This is a genomic window from Clostridium sp. B9 (genome assembly GCF_050509515.1).
Classification (GTDB): Bacteria; Bacillota; Clostridia; order Clostridiales; family Clostridiaceae; genus Sarcina.
In genome coordinates, this window is the sequence record NZ_JBNWKA010000003.1 from 2,146,943 (window position 1) to 2,163,687 (window position 16,745).

Below are 16,745 nucleotides of genomic sequence, written 5' to 3' on the forward strand. Positions count from 1 at the left end.
CCTTCTCCTTTAAAAATTGATTATAATTCCTTTAATATTTGAGTGTTTATAATTTCCTTAACAGCCTTTTCATAAGTTTTTTTTATATAAAGATTATAAAGAATATCTACTATTAAAAGTTGCGATATTCTAGATGTTATAGCTCCACTTCTCTTTGTTGGTTCATTGGCAGAAACATATAAATTATAATCTGCAAGTTCTGATATAGGAGATGCTCCAAAACCTGTTATAGCTATTATTTTCGCCCCAGAATCTCTGCAAATGTTTACATTTTTAACCACCTCTTTTGTCTTTCCAGAATAAGAAAATACTATTACCAAATCATTTTTAGAAGCATTTCTACATTGTACTATTTGAGAATGATAGTCCTCATGTATAACACAAAGTTTATTTAGTCTCATAAACTTTTGCTCGAAATCCTTAGCTACTAAAAAAGATGCTCCTATTCCAAGTAAAATAATATTTCTACATTCCTTCATAAGTTTTACACACTCTTCTAAAATATAAATATCCATAAGCGCCTTAGTTTCCTCTAAACAAAGTGTATGCTTTCTCATGACCTTGTTTAATATATCTGAAGAGGTATCTTCCTTAGTAATTTCATCTTCATTTATAAATTGATTCTTTTCAAGTAGTGCTAACTCAGATATTAGCTCCATTTTAAGTTCCTTTATTCCAGAAAAACCTATCCTCTTAGAGAGTCGTACAACAGTTCCAACAGAAGCATATGTATTTTTAGCTAATTCTTGTACACTTAAATTAACTGCTTTATCAGGTTCTTCTAGAATATATCTTATAATTTGTCTTTCTGTATTACTGCAAGTTCGTCCATATTCCTTTAATCTTACTAAAACAGGTTTCATATAAATCCCCTTACTTTACTAATATATTATCTATAAACAAAATTACAACCAAAGCCATTATTAATTGAACTTTATTCAATCTTATGAAATCCTAAGACTTAATATTCCTTTTCTTAATATATAAAAAACCACAGTACTTTCTGTGGTTTTAGTAAATTAATTATGTTTACTTTTATATTAAATCTCTGAAGTCTTTTATTATCTTACTTACCCCTTCTATATCTTTAAAAGAAGCTTTTTCTTCTTTTCCATCTATAACTATAATCTCTTTAGCTCCTGCATTATTAGCAGCTTTTATACCAGATATGGCATCTTCAAATACTATGCACTCTTTTATATCTACCCCTATCTTAGATGCTGCTTTCAAATATATATCTGGATCTGGTTTACTCTTTGTTTCTCCATCATCGTAAGCTATCTTATCCTCATCAAACCATTTATCTAATCCAAAACTTTCAATAAAGAAATCAACATTATCTTTTATTGACGCTGTAGCTATGGTAAATGGAATCCCCTCTTTTTTTAAGTAATCAAATAGCTCCGTAGCTCCAGGAACAAGTTTAAAAGTTTTCTCATCACTTTTGCAAAGTTCTCTATAAACTCGTTCCTTTTCTTTTGATAGATATTCTATCCTTTCAGAATCACATTCATCTCCCATTATATGCTTAAGTATTAGTTCATTAGTTCTTCCGTGTACATTTTCTTTAAATTCTTTCTCGCTTAATTCATATCCTCTTATTTCTTTTGAAAATTCCTTCCAAGCCTTTTCATGCTTTTCTGAATCCCAAAATAAAGTCCCATTAAAATCGAATATAACCCCTTTACAATCCATATAACCTCCTAAATTTTAGAAACTTTTTATTTATTATATCACGTTCTCTTCTTATTTAACAAAATATAAATAATTACTATAAGAATTTATATTTTACTCAACTTATTTAACACATAAAACCCTAATTATTTTAATTTAACTTCATGTTTAAAAATCATATTTTAGGTAATACTAAGGTTGTTTAATTTTTTAATTAGAAGGAGAGTAAAACAATTATGAGCAGAACTGGAATAGTAAAATGGTTTAATAATGAAAAAGGATTTGGATTTATCTCTTGTGATGAAGGAGATGATATATTCGTACATATATCTCAAGTTAAAGAAAAAGGTCCTGAAAAAGATTTACATGAAGGTGAAAGTGTATCATTTGATGTAAGTGAAGGAGAAAAAGGCCCTATGGCTGTAAATGTTCAAAAGCTATAAAAAAAGAGCTCTTTAAAGAGCTCTTTTTTTGAATTAATAGTTTTGTACTGAAAATCCTGCATTTTCTATACAACTTCTTATTTCATTTTCACTTGTTTTTTCATTAAACATTACTTCTACAGATCCTCTTCCTAAATCAACACAAACCTTTTGAACTCCCTCTAGATTTTCTAGAGCATTTTTTACTTGAGTTTTATTTGTAGTAGTTCCTAATCCATCTACTACATAATGTAGTTTATCCATACTATTTTTCTCCTTCCAATAAAATTATTCTAAAATAGTATGCACAACTTTAAGCTATTAAAACCATAGTATTATCTGGTATATTATCATATATCCATTTTGCATTTTTAGTATCTAATCTAATACATCCATGGCTTAATGCATATCCTAACTGTCCATCTTTAATCCACTTACCATCTCTACTATATAAAATAGAATGATAGTAATATCCACCCATTATTCTTGTAGCATATTTTACTGAATAGTCCTCACCATAAAACCCACTTTTTCTTCCACTTATCTGAAACATTCCTTTTATAGTCGGTGTACTTGGTTTTCCAATGGTAGAAAGCCATTTATACAATCTAACCCATTTTCCATTCATTTTTTTAAATACATATGTGTACTTGCTTTTCAGATTGGTTACTAACAAATAATCTGTTTTGCTTTCTATATTATTTGAATTAACAAAAGAATCCATGTCAGTACTAAACTTTTCAAAATCTAACGCTCTATATTTTTTTAAAAGCTCTAATTCCATATTTTTAACCATTATTATTGTTTATAATATAGAATATATTAAAACCATTTATATTGGTACAAATTATTTTTTTTCAAAAGGATAAACAATTCCCCATTGTTCTCTAACATTATCCATAATGCTTATAACATCATAAGTTAACTCTGAAGCCTTTGTTTTCTCTAAATTCAGTATGCTTTTCTCCATAAATTCAACTTCATAATCTAATGCTTTTTGAACTTCACCTATATTTATCTCTTCTATTTTCCCATCTAAATAAGTTATTGTGGCTTTAGTAGCTCTTGGAAAATCATCTACTGTTATAAAACCTTTATCACAAGAAACTATTCCTCTCTTAGGCATTTTTGATCTAAATGCTAAAGTTACAACAGCCATTTGTCCATTTTCAGTTTTAAGTATTATTCCTGATTGATCATCAACGCCTGTTTCAGCCTTCTTTACAGTTGTCAAAATTTCATTAGGCATACTTGAAAGAAAATATCTAGAAAAACTTAAAGCATATGTTCCTATATCAAGTAATGCTCCACCAGCTAAATCCATGCTGAAAAACCTATTGTTAACATCAAATGCTTTAAAGCTTCCAAAAGAAACTTGAATCATATTAACTTTTCCTAATTCTCCACCATTTATTTTCTCCATAAGTTTTTCATATAAAGGCATATGGAAAATTGTCATGGCCTCTTCTAATATTAAATTCTTTTCTTTAGCTATAGATAAAGCTTCATCTAGTTCAGCTTTACTAACTGTTATTGCTTTTTCACAAAGAACATGTTTGTTGTTTTTTAAACTTTTTATTATATACTCATAATGATTACTATGTGGTGTAGCTATATATACAACGTCTACATTTTTATCATTTAAAAGATCATCATAACTTCCATAAGCCTTATAGACACCATGCTCTTTAGCAAACCTTTCTGCTCTTTCTTTGCTCCTTGAAGCCACAGCATAGACTTCATTATTTACTCTATTTAATGCATTTGCAAATTCACTTGCTATACTTCCTGGGCCTAATATTCCCCACTTAATTTTTTTCATAACTTCACCCCTCTTATATAATTTCAAATAATAAATTATTATAAATATTTTAAACCAAAACTCAAGTTAAATCAAAGAAAAGAGTCAACATACACTAAACACATTGACTCTTTTTATAAATATATTAGGGTTTCAAATTATTAATTTATAGGGTTTCAAATTATCATCTATTATTTTTATTATCTAGCAGTTCTTAAAGTTATGCTTTCTTTACTTGAAAGTTCTCCATTTGAGTATTTAACAGCTACCTTGAAGTTATAGATTGTATGTCTATTTAGTCCTTTGAAGTTGAAAGTAGTTTCTGAAGAATCTACTTCTCCAACTTTCTTACCATCTTTATAAAGAACATACCCTTCTAAACCTTCAGTAGTTTTTGGTGCTTCCCAAGTTACAACAACATTCTTCTTATTTACTTCTGAAGCTATAAAGTTTCTAACTGGGTTAACGATTATTTCTCCACCACCAACATTCTCTAAAGAATCTATAGCAGACTTTAAGCTAGCTTCAGCATTATCAACTATTTCTCTAGTAGAAGCTATATCATTATTTACATTCTTAGCATTCTTTAAAGCTTCTGCAAATATAGCCCAACTCTCAGCAGTATAATCAGCTTCTACTAATTCTCCCCCTTGAGCTATTAATATATTTAATTCTTCAGCTTCTAATAATCCATTATGTGCTTCTTCTAAGCTTGCTCTTAAAGCTTTTAATGGAATAGTATTTACTAAATCTAATGAATTTACTTTTTCAGCGACAACATTATATCTATCAGCTGTAGCCTTAGTATATCCAGCTTCATTGATGTCTTCAACTAAAGCCTTAACTTCGTTTATTTCATCAACTGTAGCTTGTCTATCATTCTTAGTTACAGTTAATTCTTTGATAGCACCAAAGTTTTGACCATTAAACGTTGATAATATAGTTATTTTTAATTCTGAAGCAGTTATAGCCTCATCTAATTCTATCTTATCATTTACACCATCAGTGAATTCTCCTTTTTTTACAACAGTCCATTCACCATTTACATTAGCTTCTAACTTATATCCTTTAATTGTTCCATTGCTTCCTTTTCCTCTTGATAGAAGATTTACAGCATCGAACTCAACCTCTTCTCCAAAATCAACTGCTAACCAGTGATTTCCTTCATGATTATCTCCACCAACATAATTTGTATGCCACCATGAATTTTCATTTCCATCTATAGCACAGTTTGCATTACCATCTCCTGATGAAGCATTCATTTCTGAACAAGCGCTTGCAGTCCAATTTTCTCTACTATATTCTATTAAATTTGATCCTTCATATGCATTTGCTAATTCCTTAGCTTCATCATAATAAACTGAAGTATTTCTTAATTTAATGTCTGCCATTATTCCATTGAAATTATCATCAGCAACTGTTATTGTTCCTCCACTTACTGGTTGATTCATTAAGGATTTATCATATACAGAATTTGCTAACTCTCCATCGATATAAACCTTAAGCATTCCATTAACTTCTCTAACAGCAGTTATGTGATGAACTTCACCATCATTTACTCTTCCAACATAAGTTGATTGAGCAGTAGTTGGAACATATGCATCTGTTCCAAATGTTCCATGAGCTTTCTCTATAACAGTAGTAACTTCAGTCTTAGAGTTAACAGTTAAATCTTTAACTTTGAAGTTTACATATCCCTCTTCATCTATTGATAATTGAATATCTTCTCCCTGACTTAATAAGTTTACATTAGTAGCTGTAGTATCTATAGCCATAGTAACTGCAAAGTCAGTTGTTCCTACAAAATTATTGTTTGTATCTATTTCATATGCCTTATTCATTTCTAAGAAATAAGTATCTGTATTACCATTATATTTCTTATTAATATCACTTCCACCTATTAATTCATTTCCATTTTCAACTGCTGCTATAATCTCCCCCTTATAAACTGGAATTGTTAAGTCTGTACTTAGTGAATTTCCTAAAGCATCTCTCTCTCCGTTAATATTTAAAGTAACATCTCCATATAATTTATTTTCAGTAGTTATAACTACCGTTCTGTAATCAGCTTTTAATTCAGTACCTGTTATTATATTTCCTTCAACAGAATAAACTCCTTCATCATTTTCAACTCTCTCGTTATACTTAATAGTGATTTCATCTTCTCCAGTAACCTTAGCTGATACTATTTCCGCAGCCTCAGTATCTACTTTTCCATATTGAAGTATTCTAGTCTCAAACGGCTCTAAAGTAACTGTTATGCTATCTCCATAAGAAACTTCTCCGACTTCACCAACAACATATGGTAATACTTGATTTCCTTTTAAGTTAGAAACTGTTTTTGGAACACCAACAACATCAGTTAATTCTAAAGTATATTCTTGAACTTCTCCAGTTGGGTTTCTAAATGAAACTACTCCTTCATTTCCATTCCAAGCTGAATATCCATAAACACCTTCAGTAGCTCTGTTACCAAATAACTTGGCTTTCTCTAAGATGTGGAAGTTACTCTCAGCAAAATCTAAAGCATCAGCATTTACTTGCCACTTCTCCTCATCCATTATTGATGGTGAATAATATAGTTCCCAGAATGCAGTACCTCTAACAGTGTTTGCAAATAAGAAATCTCTAAAATCTTCTGTGGTTGCATTACTTCCATCAGATACCCCATATATAGGATCATGGTTATATATATTCTTTAATGGGAATTGTACTTGATTTGACTTGTAAAGATTGTAGTACACATTGTCTCTATAAGTTATTTTTTGTTGATATCTTGATCCATCACCTGCATGTCCTGTATCACCTGAATCCTGAACCCATACAGTATTAACCCATTGTAATAACCATGGACTTAAGTTTACATAGCAAGTTGCATTTATAAATAAATCTTTTCCTTCTTCAGCTCTACTCGCTCTCATCGTCTCCCAAGCATCAGTCCATTTTTCCCATAAATCTGTTGTATAGTACATATTATTATGTCCACCAGTCATATGATCATGATCTTCACTTGTACATGGTCTAACAGCAAATCCATCTAATTTCCAGTAATCTATATCAAACCTCTTTTGATAATCTAAAAATAGGCTTGTTAAGTTCTTGATGTATTTATCTGAGCCAACACAAACGTTATTCCAATAATCTTCTTGAAGATATCCAGTACCCATTTTCTCTAAATACTTACCAAATCCACCAAAATAGTTATATCCACCTTGTGGTCCAAGCCATAATCCAAATTTTGATTGGAACTTACTTGTTAATTCTGTTGATGTATATAACTCATTAGGGAACTTATCATTAAACTCCCAGAAACCTGTTCTATTCATGCTATTTCCAGCATCAGCAACTGATATATTAGGATTGAATTCTTCATCTCTATAGTTATGCCATCCATCATCAACAACATATGAGTCAACTGGCTCAATGCCATTTCCAGTCAGTCCTTTTTCTGAACCATAGAATGATTTTTCTATACTCTCATCTGTTATAGCAAGCATATTATCATACCATGAATTATATTGCTTTCTAAACTCAGTTGGTGTAGCTATTTCTGAAATATACTCGAAGAAATCAGTTTGTACAACATCTGTATCTGTTCCTTCAGCAGCTCCAACAACATTTTGCCACGATACAAATTTTCCATCTACAGTTAATTGATTATCTCTTTCTAACTCTTCAAAAGTCTTACCACTGTAATATCTTATTTGCATCTCATCTTCTACAACATCTGTATCAGCAGCTGGGAATTCTGAACCAAAGAACATACCATTAGCATATATAGGTTGTCCAAGCATCAATTCATTCTTACCAATCCATTGTGATGATACATCTTTTAAATCTGGATGTGACCATATTGTATCTTTTATATCTTCTGCTAAAACAAAGTTATCCATATCGATATAATCTATTTGAGCTTCTTTGTTATTAGTTGTAATTTCTAAGAATGATCTCATATAATGATCATCATTTTCTAAAACAGTAACCATATCAATTGTGTATTCTGTTCCGTTGAATTCATATGGCTCATATGAAATAACAACCTTCTTACCATTCTCTATATCTTCAATCTTAGTAGTTGAAACATCTACTGTTAAGTCACTTGATTTAATAGCTGTTTCTGGCCCTACTGGTTTCTCTGGCTTAATATATTCATCTGAAAATAAGTTTATTTCCGCTCCTGAAAATTCTTGAGTTCCTCCTAATGAATCTGATAATTGGTCTATTCTTATATACCTAGCTTCATAAGTCCTATCGAAATTTCCATAAACTACATCTCCTACATTGTGTAGACCACCTTCTTCATGAAGATTAAAGTCTTCTGCTTTAAATTCACCCTGTCCAGCTTCACTCCATGTCTCTCCATCTTCACTTACATAAAGCTTATATGCTCCCATAGTTCCATTTTTTCCATAAGCTGGCTGACTATATCCTGGTCTCTTTAAATATGAAAATGATGAAACTTCTTTAACTTCTCCTAAGTCTATCTCTAATGTTGTTGGATACCCATTAATTTGATAATCATTTATATAAGTATCTTTATCTCCATCAAACAAACTAGAAACTGATGCAGCTGGATATGAAGTTCCATTTGCTACTGTTAAACTTGCTGTCCAGTTTGTTCTATCTATAACTTTAGTAGGTAATATTGGCTCTGGAGTTGGAATATCTATACTTGGCTGAATAGTATTTATAATAAAATCCTCTGAACCACTTTGTGGAATCAAAGTTGTATTTGCTCTACTATTCTCTATTCCTACAGTTGAAACCTTTCCATTATTTATAAAAAACTCTCTTTCGATGTATTCGTTTCCAACAACAATTTTATCTTGTGTCTTAATAGCTAATACATCCTCTTCAGCCTTATTATCAGCTAATACAGCTAATGGTACTGCATTTGTTAAAGCAACACTAAGACCCAAAGTTACGGATAATGATTTTTTTGAAAATTTGTTAATTTGCATCCCTTTTCCCCCTATTAAATAAATATATTAAACCAACATTATTGATTTAATTGAGACTCTTAATCTTTTCAATTCATAAATTATACATTATTTACATTTATTTGAAATCATGTTGTCATTATATCATCATATAAATCCTTGTTCAATAAGTAAAAAAAATTTATATAAAATAAATTTATATAAAATAAATTGACTTATTAATCTACTTTTTTTACCAAGATACTATTTATATATATTTTCTTTACTTTTTTATAAAATTATTTTACTCAAATAATTTTATTGATATCTTTTTCATTTTTTCTTTATTTTAACTTTTGTGTAAATTATAATATTACTATAGCAATTAAGAAAGGAGTTACTTATTTCTCAATAAAAATTTAAGGGGAATTATAAGGATTAATTTTAGGAGAAATCATGGCACTTAAAGAAGGACAAACTAATCGCACTGCAAATGTTGTAAGAACCAACTTAAAAACTAGCATTCCTTTAACAGTTACAAAAGCTGGAGCTCCTTTAGGCGCTTCTGTTGGTTCTACTGATTTTCATTATTTACAGAAAAATTATGATGATATAAAGAATTTAACTAATAACACTTGGCATGATGTTGCTTGGATTGGAGATGAACTGAATTCAAAAGTTGTAGTTTGGTCAAAAAATGATCCAATTAATAATATCACAATAACATCAAGTGACTTTTTAAAAGAAAATGGAGATATGATATCTTCAGATAATATAGAAATTTCTTGGTTAAAAGAAACTCTAGCTAATATTGGTCGTGGAAATCCTTCAGCTCCAGTTGAACCATTTCCAGATATAATTCATAAAGGTAGTTCTCTAAACTCTGAAGCATTTAAAATTAATGCAGCATGGATTAATATAGTTATTCCTCGTGATGCTGAACCTGGTATATATACTGGTACTATTAGTGTAGATGCAGATCAATTAGAAGAGCCTTATATATTTAATTATTCTTTTGAAATATTAAATTTATTACAACCATTACCACAAGAAACTAATACTCAAATAGAGTTATGGCAGCACCCATATACTACTGCTAGATATTATGATGTAGCTAATGAAGATTTATTTACTGAAGAGCACTTCAAATATCTCAGAGAAAATCTTGAAGAGTATAGAGATATGGGAGGAAGAGGTGTTATAGCTACTATTGTTGAAGAAGCCTGGAATCATCAATCATATGATAGTGATCCTTCAATGATAAAATGGATAAAAAATTTAGATGGTAACTTTGAATTTGACTATTCTCACTTTGATAAATGGATACAATTCAATATTGATTTAGGTATTTTAGATCCTGAAAATGGGTTAGGACAAATTAAATGTTATAGTATAGTTCCTTGGAATAACAGAATTCAATATTTTGATGAAAATTTAAATTCTAATACGTCTATTAACCCAACACCTGGAAGTGAACTTTGGATAGATACATGGACACAATTCTTAACTTCATTCATGTCTCACCTTGAAGAAAAAGATTTGTTTGGTATAACTTATATATCAATGGATGAAAGAAGTATGAATGATTTGAAAGCAAGTGTAAATTTAATAGAAAGTATTACAAATCAAAATGGCGATCACTTTAAAATTTCATCAGCTATGAATTACCAAAGCGGAAATGACTATTCATTCTTAGATAGAATTGATGATATCTCTATTGGTTTGTCTCATATAAATCATAATTCAGATGATATGAGACACATGGCTGCCCATAGAAAAGAGCTAGGTCTTTTAACAACTATATATACCTGCACTGGAGATTATCCAAATAGCTTTACAATAAGTGATACAGCTGAAAGCGCTTGGACAATGTGGTATTCATTATCTCAAAATACTGATGGATTTATGCGTTGGTCATGGGATGGATGGGTTGAAAATCCACTTAAAAATGTTTCATACAAGTATTGGGAACCTGGTGATCCATGGTATATCTACCCAGCTGAAAAAGATAGTACTACACACACATTCTATTCTACTCCTAGATTCGAAAGATTAAAGGAAGGAATAAGAGATATAAATAAAGCTAAATACCTTATGGAAAACGCCCCTGAACTTAAAGATGAAATAGACACTTTAATTAAGTCACTTAAGAGACCTAATAAAGGAATTGAATATGGTTCTGCGGTTGCCGCTTCTCAAGCTGATAAAGACTTAACAATTTCTGAAGTCACTAGAATGCAAGATGGTATTGAAAACTTTTCTAGAATTTATATAAATAATTGTCACCTAAAGAACCTATTACTTTAAGAACTGTTAGATAAGTAATTTTAGATTAAATAATAAGGCATTGTTTTAAATCAACATAAAATTAAAACATGTAAATAATAAATAAAAGGAGGTTAAATTCCTCCTTTTATTATGTTGTTAGAAGTTTTTCACCTCTAATTATTAAAGCTGTAATTTATCTAACCATACTTTCTCTTTTCTCCGTAGCTTTCACTCCATCTAACCTTCACATCTATATTAGGATGTTTCTTACAAAATTGATCTATTACTAGATAACAGCTTGGACATGGTTCCCACTTACTATATAAAATAAGCTCTCCATAATCATTTAATTTTTTCTCTTTTATATTACGATGAATCTCTTCAAATATCTTTTTCTCACTATCATTTGCTCTATCATATCCTATGCCTAACTTGCCTAACTTATTTACTTTTCTACTTTTAAAGTATGCCTCTTCTTTTTTAGGAGATTTACAATAACTTTTTATTTCATTACTACCACTGATTGCTTTAAATTCTTTTCCATCATAATTAGCAATAGCAATATTTATTGAGTCTTGAAGTGCACTACTTTGATTAATCATAAATAAGTTGTTTTTCTTATCCTTATCAATATATTTATCAATATTACTTATTAGCCTGTCCATTCTAGGTATATTATTCTTTAAATAATCGTGATACTCTATGCTGCCTTTTTTATGCTTTATATATGTAAAATCTATTTTCCTCTTTTTGTCTATAATTAATGTCTTTATTTGATCCTCTTCATTATAAGTTTCTTTAATCCCACAATTATTAGCTATTATCATCTTCTTTAAAAACTCAATATCTTTAGCATATAAATAATCTGAATTTATTTCCCTCTCTACCTCTAATAATCGTTCTATTTCATAATTCTCCATGCCTTCAGCAACTTTAATTTTTATTTTATTTAAATCATTAAGCAACTCATGTACATCTTCTTGTATTAGAGGTTCTCTCTCAAACTCTATTCTATCTATGCGTAGTTTTTCTATATCAATTATTTTCTCACTTAGCATATTGTGTTTAAATTCAAAACAAATCATCTTCTCAATATAATCTATAAAATCAGCTAAATCTACTGCTCTATATTCAATATTTTCATTTAAACAAATATGTAATCTTTCAGCCACTTCCCTATCTAAATTTAATAAGCTTTCAATTTTATCTTTGAAATCTTCTTTGTTAACTGATTTTATAGCATAACCTGATTCCTCTAATAAGACTTTAAACTCTTTTATATTATTAATTTTAACCTTTTTTTTACTCTTCTTAACTCTCCCTGTATGAATCATAGGTTCTCCTCTTCATTTGATTATTCCTTTTAACTCAACCTATAAAATTATACACTATGAATTATATTTTTCAAACCACGCAAATCTTACACACTAAGCTATCTTTAGTTTAAATCAACCAAGCTAGCTTCTGTTATAAACTCATTTACTATTTCTCTTGCTAAATTAAAGTAACTATCTGCTCTATCAATAATAACAGCATCACTACTAACTACCCTATCTAATCTTTCTAAAATAACATCTGCATTATTTACTAAATTAACTTCTACATCTATATTCCACTCTTTAGCATGTTCTAAAATTTCACACTTTAAATTCCCTGAATTTGAAACAGGCGAATCCAAGTAAAAATTTATTTTTTTACACTCATATTTTTTAAAGAATTCTCCCATAATTCCTAAAGCCTTATACGTTTTATCAATTAATTTATATGTTCCTCTAAGACCTGCTAAATCTCTAATACACCCATCACTTCCTATTATTAAAGTACCTTCTGATAATGCTACTTCTAATGCTACTATTAAATTGAATCCATCTATGTTTATTGACCCTTCTTTTAAAGATTCCAATGATAACTTTTTATTTTCTCTCAACACCTTACTTTTTTCAGAACAAGCCCCTCTTTTTAATGCATCTCTTTGTCTTAGAGAAAACTGATATCTATCTCCAACAAATTTTATTACATGATCCATTTTATAATCTCTAGTAATTAACCACTCAATTTCATCTTTAGCTTTTTTTAACTTTATCAATTCTTCATTTGAAAACCATCTTTTATCATTTTCATCAAATCCTCTTTTACTAACTTTAGCCATAGCTTATCCTCTCTATTCCTTTGTAGTATTTCTTTATTATTTGTAAAATAAAAATTTTATATGTCATCCTAGCTTTTTACCAAAACTAAACCATACTATTTTTAATCAACAATACATATTATACTATAAAAAAATCGGATATTGGAATTTCTCCTAATACCCGATATTTCTCAAAACTTTTTATTATCTATCTGTTCTTAAAGTTACAGATGCTTTAGGTCCAATTTTTCCATTTACACCTTTAGCTGCAACTTTGAAGTTGTAAATTGTATGTCTCTTTAATCCATTAGCTATATAGCTTAACTCTCCACTCGCAGGAACAGTTCCTATTTTCTTACCATCTTTATAGATAATATATTCTGCTACCTCAACTCCACCAACTGGCTTATCCCATGTAAGTGTAACTGACTTTTTACTTTTTTCACTAACACTTAAATTTTCAACCTTGTTAACATCTTCTGAAACTTCTGTATCTTTAGTACTATATACCTCAAGTTCCTTAAAGTTTGCTGGTGCATAATTATTGGCTGCTGAATTTTCTGTAACAATAAATCTTAATTCTTCTCCAGTTACTGGTTCAAACTCAATAATCTTTTCATCACCAATTCCATCACCTTCAACGATTGTTTTCCAAGTGTCTCCATCTTTATATTCTAATTTAAATTTTTTACATCTATAATCATTTGGAGTAACCCATTCATCTATCATCTCACTTAGTATAACAGTATCAAAAGTTGTTCTTTCTCCAAAGTTAACTGTTAAAGTTGGTATTCTATCTCCATTTGCAGGAGCCCATCTAGTTGATAAGTCTTCATCAACTAACTTACTCTTATCATAGCCTAGCTCTTGATTATATTCTGAAGAAACTGTTATTTCTTTTCCCTTAACTAAGTTTTTCCCTTTGTCTCTTACTTTTAACTTAGTATTTGTAACATCTACAATGCTTCCATCCTTATCTTTAAGAGAAACTCTAACATCTTTATTTCCACCACCAATATTGGATATATCAGTACTCCAAGTACCATCTTCTAAAACTTTAGTTTCAAATTCTACAGGAGTTGAATTTGCACTCTTAACTAAAATCTCAACAGACTCTCCTCCAACAGCAGTACCTTCCATAGTAAATCCATCTGAACTTAGTATCTTGCTTTCACTTGGTGAATCTACAGTTACTTCTGTTACCACCTCATTGAATATTTGGAATTCATAAATACTTGGATTCATAGCATCTGTTATATTCAATCTAATTTTATTGCTTGTTATTGGATTAAACTGAACTTCCATAGTTTCTTCAGTCAATGCTTCTCCTGTATAGCCAACAACCCATTTTTGTCCATCCCAATACTCAATATTGTAAGAATCTATGCTATTTTTATTTGGTGCCAAGAATGTTTTGAATGATGCTTTATTTATAGTTATTTCTTCTTCAAAAGTTAACTCTAAAGTAGCTTGATTAGTATTATCATCAGTTGCCCATCTAGTGTTTAAGTCACCATCAACAGCTTTTTTCCCACTATAAGTTACATTGTTTTGATAATGATTTGAAGCCTTTACATCAATAGCTCTATTTGCTAAGTTCACATTTTCATCTGACGGAACTGCTTCTGGTGTACCCACAACATCAATCTCTATTACTGTATCATATTGATTTCCTTCATATTGTGGTGTTTCAATTAATATTCCATCTTTTATCTCTGTATAATCAACATTAATGTCCGTTCCTAATAATTTCATTCCTTTTATTTCATTTACTATTCCAGGGATTTTTATTACATCTCCACTATTCCACTCACTAAAATGTAAATATATCTTCCCCTCTTTAGTTGTAGCTTTTACTCCGTTTGGTAGTTTAGTAAAACATGATATTCTTGTTCCATAAATACTTTCACCATATTGATCCATCCAAGCTCCAACTTCTCTTAATATTTCAGCACTTCCATTTGGAACTCTTCCTTCTTCATCTGGACCTACATTTAATAAATAATTTCCACCTTTAGATGTAACATCAACTAAATTATCTATTACTACTTTTGGTGATTTCCAATTTTCATCAGTCTTATGATATCCCCATGATCTGTTAAGTGTCATGCAAGTTTCCCACTCATAATCTAAACCAGTTGGAGGTATTTCTTGCTCTGGAGTTCCATAATCACCATCGTCTGGATGTCTTTTCCCTACTCTGTTATTTATAACTAACGATGGTTTTAGAGTTCTTAAATATCTATATAATTCTTGTCCATCTTCTTTTGTCCACCAATTAATCCATTCTCCGTCAAACCATAAAACTTCCACATCATATTTTTCAATAAGCTCTCTTAATTGACCTTTAATACGAGTTTTATATTCTTCTTTTTGCTCTGGATCTATATATTCTCCTAGGTTCTCTTGTGATTTATCATGCCAATCATATATAGTGTAATATGCTCCAAATTTAACACCTTGTTTTTTACATTCTTTTGCTAATTCTTCTAAAGGATCTGTTCCTGCATAGTTCCCATAACCTAATAATTCATAATCTTTAAACTCTCTTATTTCAGTATCATACATTGAGAACCCATCATGATGTCTAGATGTAAATATCATATATTTTTGACCAGCCTCTTTAGCCAATCTAACAACTTCCTCTGCATTGAACTGTGTTGGATTAAAAGGTTTTGCTATATCATTAGCATAATCCTCTTTAGAAATTCTTAAATAATTCATAATCCATTCTGAATATTGAACCCATCGTCCCTTATATTCTCCACCTGCATATGCATATGGTCCCCAGTGTATGAATTGGCCATATTTGGCATCTCTCCACCACTGCATTCTTTCATCAAATTCTTCTTCTGTTTCAGTGCCATCATACTCTGAAAAATTAAAGATATCTATTTCAACATTCATATCCGCTTTAAATACAAGTGCTATATCATGTACTCCACTAACTTCAGGAATACTTAAGTAATGATCTTTAAACACTCTTAAATCATTTGAAGCATTTACTCCTATTATTCCTAATAATTCTCCTTGTGGGGAGTCTAATCTAACTTCTATTTCTTTTCCATTGTCTACATTCAAAGCTGATATTGTCATAAGCATTGTAGTTAATGTTCCTTGTCCAAAATCTACATCACTATAAGTTATACTATCTCCAGCTTTTATCTCTCCTCCAATAGAAGTAAAATCTGATGCATTATCTGTTATAACTATACCATCTCCATTCTTTTCTTCCCAAATGTGAGCTTGAAAAATATCGTTTCTTTTTTCAATACTCATTGAATTTACTGGTTCAGCTAAAACTGATAATGATACATTCCCGGCTATTATAGCTGATGCTAATGTGGCTGCTATAGCGCCTTTGCATAAATCCCTCTTCATAACAATAATTCCTCTCAATATTATTAAAATTTTATAATTCTCATCTTAAAATTACCATTTTATGTAAATAATTTCAATATTTCAAATTGTTTTATCAATATTTTATTTTAAACATTTAAATTTTTTTCAAAAAAAAATATACTTAACGTGTT

Annotated in this window: 11 protein-coding genes; 2 read left to right on the forward strand and 9 right to left on the reverse strand. The window is 29.9% G+C overall.

Translation table 11 applies throughout. The features are described from left to right. Window positions 1-20 precede the first annotated feature (20 nt). Both ACQZHJ_RS09625 and ACQZHJ_RS09630 read right to left on the reverse strand, forming a co-directional pair. Window positions 21-863: a MurR/RpiR family transcriptional regulator gene (locus ACQZHJ_RS09625; RefSeq protein WP_430485338.1), complete on the reverse strand. Its 843-nt coding sequence runs from the start codon at window positions 861-863 to the stop codon at window positions 21-23. Between the two features lie 172 nt (window positions 864-1,035). After that, the gene (locus ACQZHJ_RS09630; RefSeq protein WP_430485339.1) at window positions 1,036-1,695 is read right to left on the reverse strand and encodes an HAD family hydrolase; all 660 of its coding nucleotides are present in this window, start codon (window positions 1,693-1,695) and stop codon (window positions 1,036-1,038) included. 212 nt (window positions 1,696-1,907) lie between these two features. Here ACQZHJ_RS09630 and ACQZHJ_RS09635 point away from each other — a divergent pair, with 212 nt between their 5' ends. Continuing rightward, a complete protein-coding gene (locus ACQZHJ_RS09635; RefSeq protein WP_430486886.1) occupies window positions 1,908-2,117 on the forward strand; it encodes a cold-shock protein in 210 nt (69 codons plus the stop codon). Between the two features lie 33 nt (window positions 2,118-2,150). On the opposite strand, the gene ACQZHJ_RS09640 is transcribed toward ACQZHJ_RS09635, so the two are convergent. The 4 genes from ACQZHJ_RS09640 to ACQZHJ_RS09655 form a co-directional block, all read right to left on the reverse strand. Beyond that, entirely contained in the window at window positions 2,151-2,360 is a 210-nt protein-coding gene (locus ACQZHJ_RS09640) for a heavy-metal-associated domain-containing protein (protein WP_430485340.1), read from the reverse strand. Between the two features lie 49 nt (window positions 2,361-2,409). After that, a complete protein-coding gene (locus tag ACQZHJ_RS09645; protein ID WP_430486887.1) occupies window positions 2,410-2,880 on the reverse strand; it encodes a L,D-transpeptidase in 471 nt (156 codons plus the stop codon). Between the two features lie 63 nt (window positions 2,881-2,943). Beyond that, on the reverse strand, window positions 2,944-3,918 hold the full coding sequence (locus ACQZHJ_RS09650; protein WP_430485341.1) for a Gfo/Idh/MocA family protein: 975 nt from the start codon (window positions 3,916-3,918) through the stop codon (window positions 2,944-2,946). A 179-nt stretch (window positions 3,919-4,097) separates the two neighbouring features. Continuing rightward, the gene (locus ACQZHJ_RS09655) at window positions 4,098-8,858 is read right to left on the reverse strand and encodes a discoidin domain-containing protein (RefSeq protein ID WP_430485342.1); all 4,761 of its coding nucleotides are present in this window, start codon (window positions 8,856-8,858) and stop codon (window positions 4,098-4,100) included. 414 nt (window positions 8,859-9,272) lie between these two features. Here ACQZHJ_RS09655 and ACQZHJ_RS09660 point away from each other — a divergent pair, with 414 nt between their 5' ends. Further along, window positions 9,273-11,123, forward strand: a complete 1,851-nt coding sequence (locus tag ACQZHJ_RS09660) for a glycoside hydrolase domain-containing protein (RefSeq protein ID WP_430485343.1) — start codon at window positions 9,273-9,275, stop codon at window positions 11,121-11,123. A 158-nt stretch (window positions 11,124-11,281) separates the two neighbouring features. On the opposite strand, the gene ACQZHJ_RS09665 is transcribed toward ACQZHJ_RS09660, so the two are convergent. The 3 genes from ACQZHJ_RS09665 to ACQZHJ_RS09675 all read right to left on the reverse strand — a co-directional run bounded on the left by ACQZHJ_RS09665 (window position 11,282) and on the right by ACQZHJ_RS09675 (window position 16,593). Continuing rightward, complete coding sequence (locus tag ACQZHJ_RS09665; RefSeq protein ID WP_430485344.1) at window positions 11,282-12,418, reverse strand: deaminase domain-containing protein; 1,137 nt, start codon at window positions 12,416-12,418, stop codon at window positions 11,282-11,284. Window positions 12,419-12,522: 104 nt separating this feature from the next. Next, window positions 12,523-13,233, reverse strand: coding sequence for a DUF434 domain-containing protein (locus tag ACQZHJ_RS09670; RefSeq protein ID WP_430485345.1), 711 nt, complete (start codon window positions 13,231-13,233; stop codon window positions 12,523-12,525). Between the two features lie 183 nt (window positions 13,234-13,416). Continuing rightward, window positions 13,417-16,593 carry an alpha-L-fucosidase gene (locus ACQZHJ_RS09675; protein ID WP_430485346.1) on the reverse strand — a complete coding sequence of 1,059 codons (3,177 nt, stop codon included), beginning with the start codon at window positions 16,591-16,593 and terminating at the stop codon, window positions 13,417-13,419. Window positions 16,594-16,745 lie beyond the last annotated feature (152 nt).

Excerpts from the sequence above, each read along its gene's own strand:
- ACQZHJ_RS09665 (WP_430485344.1), bottom strand. The coding sequence starts at position 12,418 with ATGATTCATACAGGGAGAGTTAAGAAGAGTAAAAAAAAGGTTAAAATT.
- ACQZHJ_RS09670 (WP_430485345.1), bottom strand. The coding sequence starts at position 13,233 with ATGGCTAAAGTTAGTAAAAGAGGATTTGATGAAAATGATAAAAGATGG.
- ACQZHJ_RS09645 (WP_430486887.1), bottom strand. The coding sequence starts at position 2,880 with ATGGAATTAGAGCTTTTAAAAAAATATAGAGCGTTAGATTTTGAAAAG.
- ACQZHJ_RS09655 (WP_430485342.1), bottom strand. The coding sequence starts at position 8,858 with ATGCAAATTAACAAATTTTCAAAAAAATCATTATCCGTAACTTTGGGT.
- ACQZHJ_RS09625 (WP_430485338.1), bottom strand. The coding sequence starts at position 863 with ATGAAACCTGTTTTAGTAAGATTAAAGGAATATGGACGAACTTGCAGT.
- ACQZHJ_RS09630 (WP_430485339.1), bottom strand. The coding sequence starts at position 1,695 with ATGGATTGTAAAGGGGTTATATTCGATTTTAATGGGACTTTATTTTGG.
- ACQZHJ_RS09675 (WP_430485346.1), bottom strand. The coding sequence starts at position 16,593 with ATGAAGAGGGATTTATGCAAAGGCGCTATAGCAGCCACATTAGCATCA.
- ACQZHJ_RS09660 (WP_430485343.1), top strand. The coding sequence starts at position 9,273 with ATGGCACTTAAAGAAGGACAAACTAATCGCACTGCAAATGTTGTAAGA.
- ACQZHJ_RS09650 (WP_430485341.1), bottom strand. The coding sequence starts at position 3,918 with ATGAAAAAAATTAAGTGGGGAATATTAGGCCCAGGAAGTATAGCAAGT.
- ACQZHJ_RS09640 (WP_430485340.1), bottom strand. The coding sequence starts at position 2,360 with ATGGATAAACTACATTATGTAGTAGATGGATTAGGAACTACTACAAAT.